2 protein-coding genes are annotated in these 4,225 nt (G+C 60.6%); both read left to right on the top strand.

Going from position 1 to position 4,225, the window contains the following annotated elements; translation table 11 throughout:
* The first annotated feature begins 302 nt into the window (after positions 1 to 302).
* The gene (locus EDD77_RS17760) at positions 303 to 1,454 is read left to right on the top strand and encodes a helix-turn-helix domain-containing protein (protein ID WP_058966562.1); all 1,152 of its coding nucleotides are present in this window, start codon (positions 303 to 305) and stop codon (positions 1,452 to 1,454) included.
* Between the two features lie 59 nt (positions 1,455 to 1,513).
* Positions 1,514 to 4,063 (top strand): heavy metal translocating P-type ATPase, encoded by a 2,550-nt coding sequence (locus tag EDD77_RS17765; RefSeq protein ID WP_341439648.1) that lies wholly within the window; start codon positions 1,514 to 1,516, stop codon positions 4,061 to 4,063.
* The last annotated feature ends 162 nt before the right edge of the window (positions 4,064 to 4,225 follow it).

Genomic DNA, 4,225 nt, shown 5'->3' on the forward strand with positions numbered 1-4,225 from the left:
GCAGTTGGCCGACCGCAACTCTTTTCTACCAGTAGGTCTTTTTTCATTATATAATTTCTTTTACACTCCCCGGCCTAGCCGGGGGTTGTCTTTACGCTTAAGCAAACAAAACAAAAGGCACAGGGAAGTTTCCCTGTGCCTTTTCTGCACCCTTGAGAGAAACGGTTCTGGAATCTGGTTCTGATTTTTCAACTGGCACTCCGAAAACAGCTCCATTGTGCGGGAGGAAAAATCGTGGTAGGATAAAATCGAAATAAGAGATAAACGCTGAGCGGCCAGATGCCGGGAAAGGGGAGAACAGAATGGAACAGACCATGGGAAAGGTGATTCAGGCAAAACGCCGTGCCAAAGGCATGACGCAGGAGCAGCTGGCCCAACTGGTGGGGGTGAGCAGCGCAGCGGTGAGCAAATGGGAGACGGCCAGCGCTCTGCCGGATGTGGCGCTGCTCTGCCCGCTGGCCCGTGCGCTGGACTGCACGCCGGATGAGCTGCTGGATTTCAAATCCCAGCTCACCGAGCAGGAAGTGAACGCCCTGCGCGAGACTGCCGAATGTATGTTTCAGGCAGGCCAGTGGCAGAAGGCCTGGGATTTCTGCGAGGGCCGGCTGCGGGAATATCCCGGCGATTTGTATCTGGCGTTTTGCTGTGGTGGGCTGTACGCCAAGTATCTTTCGGTGAGCGATCAGGAGGAACAGGCCGGGCGGCAGCTGAAACGGGCCATTCAGTTAATGGAGCGGGCCTGCGAACTGACGGATGAAGAGAGCCAGAGGGCGGCGCTGCTGTCGTTGGCGGGGTTGTATGTGCTGAGCAGTCGGTTGGAGGATGCCATGTCCACGCTGGATCGACTGCCCGGCTGCAATCAGGATGCCCGGAATATGCGGGCGTCCATCCTGCTGCAGCAGGGCAAGCTGGAGGAAGCCCAACAGCTGGAGATTGCAAACCTGTCCATCCATCTTCACAACGCCCAGCTCAGCCTGCTGGGGCTCGCGAACATTGCCAAAAAGCAGGGTGATGAGGCCAAAGCGCTGGAATTGCTGGATCAGATCGACCGACTGACCGAACAGTTCCCGGACCCGGAAGGCGGGCAGGGAATCGGCCGGGTGGCCGCGGTGCGCCGGATAGAGCTGTATGCGGGCCTTGGCCGCTGGGAGGACGCCCAGCGGGAGACGGAGCGTTTTGTGGAGGACGTCATCCGTGCCCCCCAGGGAGATTGCGGCGATGAGTGCCCGGTCTGCAGCGGCGGAGCAAGCCGGGCCTTCCTGCTGCAAAATGCGCTGCAAATGCTCACCGAACGCCCGCTTCCTGCTCCGCTTACCGAAAGTCCTGTCTGGAAGCAGGCTGTGGAGCGGCTGGAGCAGGCAGTGAAAAATGCCCGCGAGGAGGAACATCGGCAGAAAACTGGAGCAAAGGTTGAAAAATCAGAGCGGAATTCAAACTGCACCTCCATTGTATGAAAAGAACCGGAAGGGCTATAATAGAACCGGAATAAATCGCAGAAATGGGGGAGAGACCCGTGAAAGAAAAATATAATGTGACCGGTATGAGCTGTGCAGCCTGTTCGGCGGCAGTGGAGCGGGCGGTGAACAAGCTGCCCGGCGTAAAAAGCGCGCAGGTGAATCTGCTGGCCAATTCCATGCAGGTGGAGTACGACGAGACCGTGCTGGATGCCGCGGGCATCTGCAAGGCGGTGGAGCAGGCAGGTTACGGCGCAAGCCCGGCCAATGCAGCCGCGGCAAAAAATACCGGCAAGCAGGTCGAAGAGCCGGACCCGGTGGCTGCCGAACTGGCAGACATGAAACACAGGCTGATCGCATCGCTGGTGTTTCTGGTGCCGTTGATGTACGTCTCTATGGGGCACATGATGGGGCTGCCGCTGCCCGGCTGGATGCACGGTCAGGCGGGGGCGGTACCCTTCGCCCTGACCCAGTTGCTGTTGGTGTTGCCCATTTTGTATCTGAACCGGAAGTTTTATCAGGTGGGACTGAAAAGCCTGTGGCACCGCTCCCCCAATATGGACAGCCTGATTGCTCTGGGCAGCGGTGCGGCGGTGATTTACGGTGTGTTTGCCCTTTACCGCATTGGCTGGGGATTGGGCACCGGCGATCTGGCGCTGGTGGACCGCTACCGGATGGATCTGTACTTTGAGTCTGCCGGTACCATCCTCACCCTGATTACGCTGGGCAAATATCTGGAAGCGCGGGCCAAAGGGCGCACCAGTGCTTCCATCAAAGCGTTGATGGATCTTGCCCCCAAAACCGCGCTGGTGCTTCGGCAGGGGCAGGAGATGGAAATCCCGGCGGCTGAAGTGGCCGTGGGGGATACCGTGGTCATCAAGCCGGGCATGCGCATCCCGGTGGATGGCGTGGTGCTGGCGGGCCTTTCCAGTGTGGATGAAGCAGCCGTAACCGGCGAGAGCATCCCGGTGGAAAAGGGCCCCGGCGACAAGGTCATTGCCGCCTCGCTGAACAAGGCGGGCAGCTTCACCTTCCGGGCCCAAAAGGTGGGAGAGGATACCACTCTGGCCCAGATCATTGCACTGGTGCAGGATGCCGCTGCCAGCAAGGCGCCCATTGCCAAGCTGGCCGACCGGGTCAGCGGTGTGTTCGTGCCGGTGGTTATGGGGATTGCGCTGCTGGCCTTCCTGGTCTGGATGGCGCTGGGGCAGGGGCTGGAATTTGCACTGGCCCGGGCCATTTCCGTGCTGGTCATCAGCTGCCCCTGTGCGCTGGGCCTTGCCACCCCGGTGGCCATCATGGTTGGCACCGGTAAGGGGGCCCGGCTGAACATTCTTTATAAGAACGCTGAGGCGCTGGAAAATGCCCATAAGGTCGACACCGTTGTGCTGGACAAGACCGGCACCATCACTGCGGGCAAGCCGGTGCTCACCGATCTGATCCCGCTGGCGGGCCAGAGCGAAGGCGAGCTGCTTGGTCTTGCCGCAAGCCTGGAAAAGCCCAGTGAGCACCCGCTGGCCGAAGCCATTCTGAATGCTGCCGAGGGCGTCGAACTGCCTGCCCCGGAACGTTTTGAAGCGTTGCCCGGCCGTGGCCTGAAGGCCACGCTGGGCGGTGTGGAGTATCTGGCGGGCAACGCCCGGCTGATGCAGGAATCCGGTGTGGAGATGGGCGATGCCGACCGGCGGGCCGAGGAGCTGGCCCGGCAGGGCAAGACCCCGTTGTTCTTTGCCAGCGGCAAAAAGCTGCTGGGTATCGTGGCGGCAGCAGACCCGATCAAGCCCACCAGCGCGGCGGCCATCCGTCAGCTGAAGGCCATGGGGCTGACCGTGGTCATGCTCACCGGCGACAACGCCCGCACCGCCGCAGCTATCCAGAGCCGGCTTGGCATTGAACAGGTGGTGGCCGAGGTGCTGCCCCAGGATAAGGAAGCCCAGGTGCGCGCTTTGCAGGCGCAGGGTCGCCGGGTAGCCATGGTAGGCGACGGTGTGAACGACGCCCCGGCTCTTGCCCGGGCGGACGTGGGCATCGCCATCGGCGCGGGCACCGACGTGGCCATCGACAGCGCCGACGTGGTGCTGATGAAGAGCGATCTGTGGGATCTGGTGAACGCGCTGCGCCTGTCCCGGGCTACCATCCGCACCATCCGGGAAAACCTGTTCTGGGCGTTCTTCTACAACAGCATCGGCATTCCGGTGGCGGCCGGTGTGTTTTACAGCCTTGGGCTGGTGCTGAACCCCATGATCGGGGCCGCCGCCATGAGCCTTTCCAGCGTGTGTGTGGTGTCCAACGCGCTGCGGCTCAATTTCTTCAAAGCAAGCAGGGCGGATTCCGCCGCTCTGCCCAGCGAAGAGGCAATGCCTCATATTCCCGCGGCACAGCCGCCGAAAGGAGTTTTACACATGGAAAAAATCATTCATATCGAGGGCATGATGTGTAACCACTGCACCGCTCATGTGGAAAAAGCCCTGAACGCCATCGAAGGCGTGCAGGCCGTGGCTGATCTGGAGGGCAAGTGCGCCAGGGTGACCCTGAGCGCGGATGTGCCCAACGAGACGCTGGCCGCTGCGGTGACCGATGCGGGCTACGAAGTGACCGGCATCGAATAAGCCGAAAAAACCACAGAAAAAGAAAAGGCACGCAAGCCCCATTGTTCGGGCTGCGTGCCTTTTTGCTTTGGGTAGCTTGAGCGAGCGACAACCACCAGCTAAGCTGGTGGAATAAAAACGGCTTTAGCCCTAGACAAAGAGAAACCTCCCCGTAGAATAGAG

The sequence above is a fragment of the Allofournierella massiliensis genome, from assembly GCF_004345265.1.
Classification (GTDB): Bacteria; Bacillota; Clostridia; order Oscillospirales; family Ruminococcaceae; genus Allofournierella; species Allofournierella massiliensis.

Coding starts and splice junctions, on each gene's coding strand:
- EDD77_RS17760 (WP_058966562.1), top strand. CDS start 303: ATGGAACAGACCATGGGAAAGGTGATTCAGGCAAAACGCCGTGCCAAA.